The 278-nt window shown below is 65.5% G+C and carries 1 pseudogene; it reads left to right on the top strand.

The window, feature by feature from the left end:
* Positions 1–278: pseudogene (locus OSC30_RS16865) on the top strand (hypothetical protein); the annotation flags it as partial.

Genomic DNA, 278 nt, shown 5'->3' with positions numbered 1-278 from the left:
GACAGTTCTTGGAGACGGCACTTTCGCAGCATCATGACGGGCCGACGATCGCCGTCGCGCACCACGCCGTCACGCTCGATGCCGTGGCGCCGCAGTTTCAACGCTCGTTGTTGACCGCGGCCTACGCCTCCGAACTTCTGCCGCTGGTCGACCGCCATCAGCCAGCGGTTTTCGTGACGGGCCACACGCATTTCTCGATGAACCTCCGACGCGGTTGCACCAGGCTGGTCAGCAATCCGCGCGCCTACCCGGGCGAAAACCGCTCGTTCGACCCCGCC

It is taken from the genome of Frateuria hangzhouensis (assembly GCF_026410505.1).
Lineage (GTDB): Bacteria > Pseudomonadota > Gammaproteobacteria > Xanthomonadales > Rhodanobacteraceae > Frateuria_A > Frateuria_A hangzhouensis.
The sequence above is the reverse complement of the archived record's forward strand: the minus strand, read 5'-3'. Positions and strand labels throughout refer to the sequence as shown.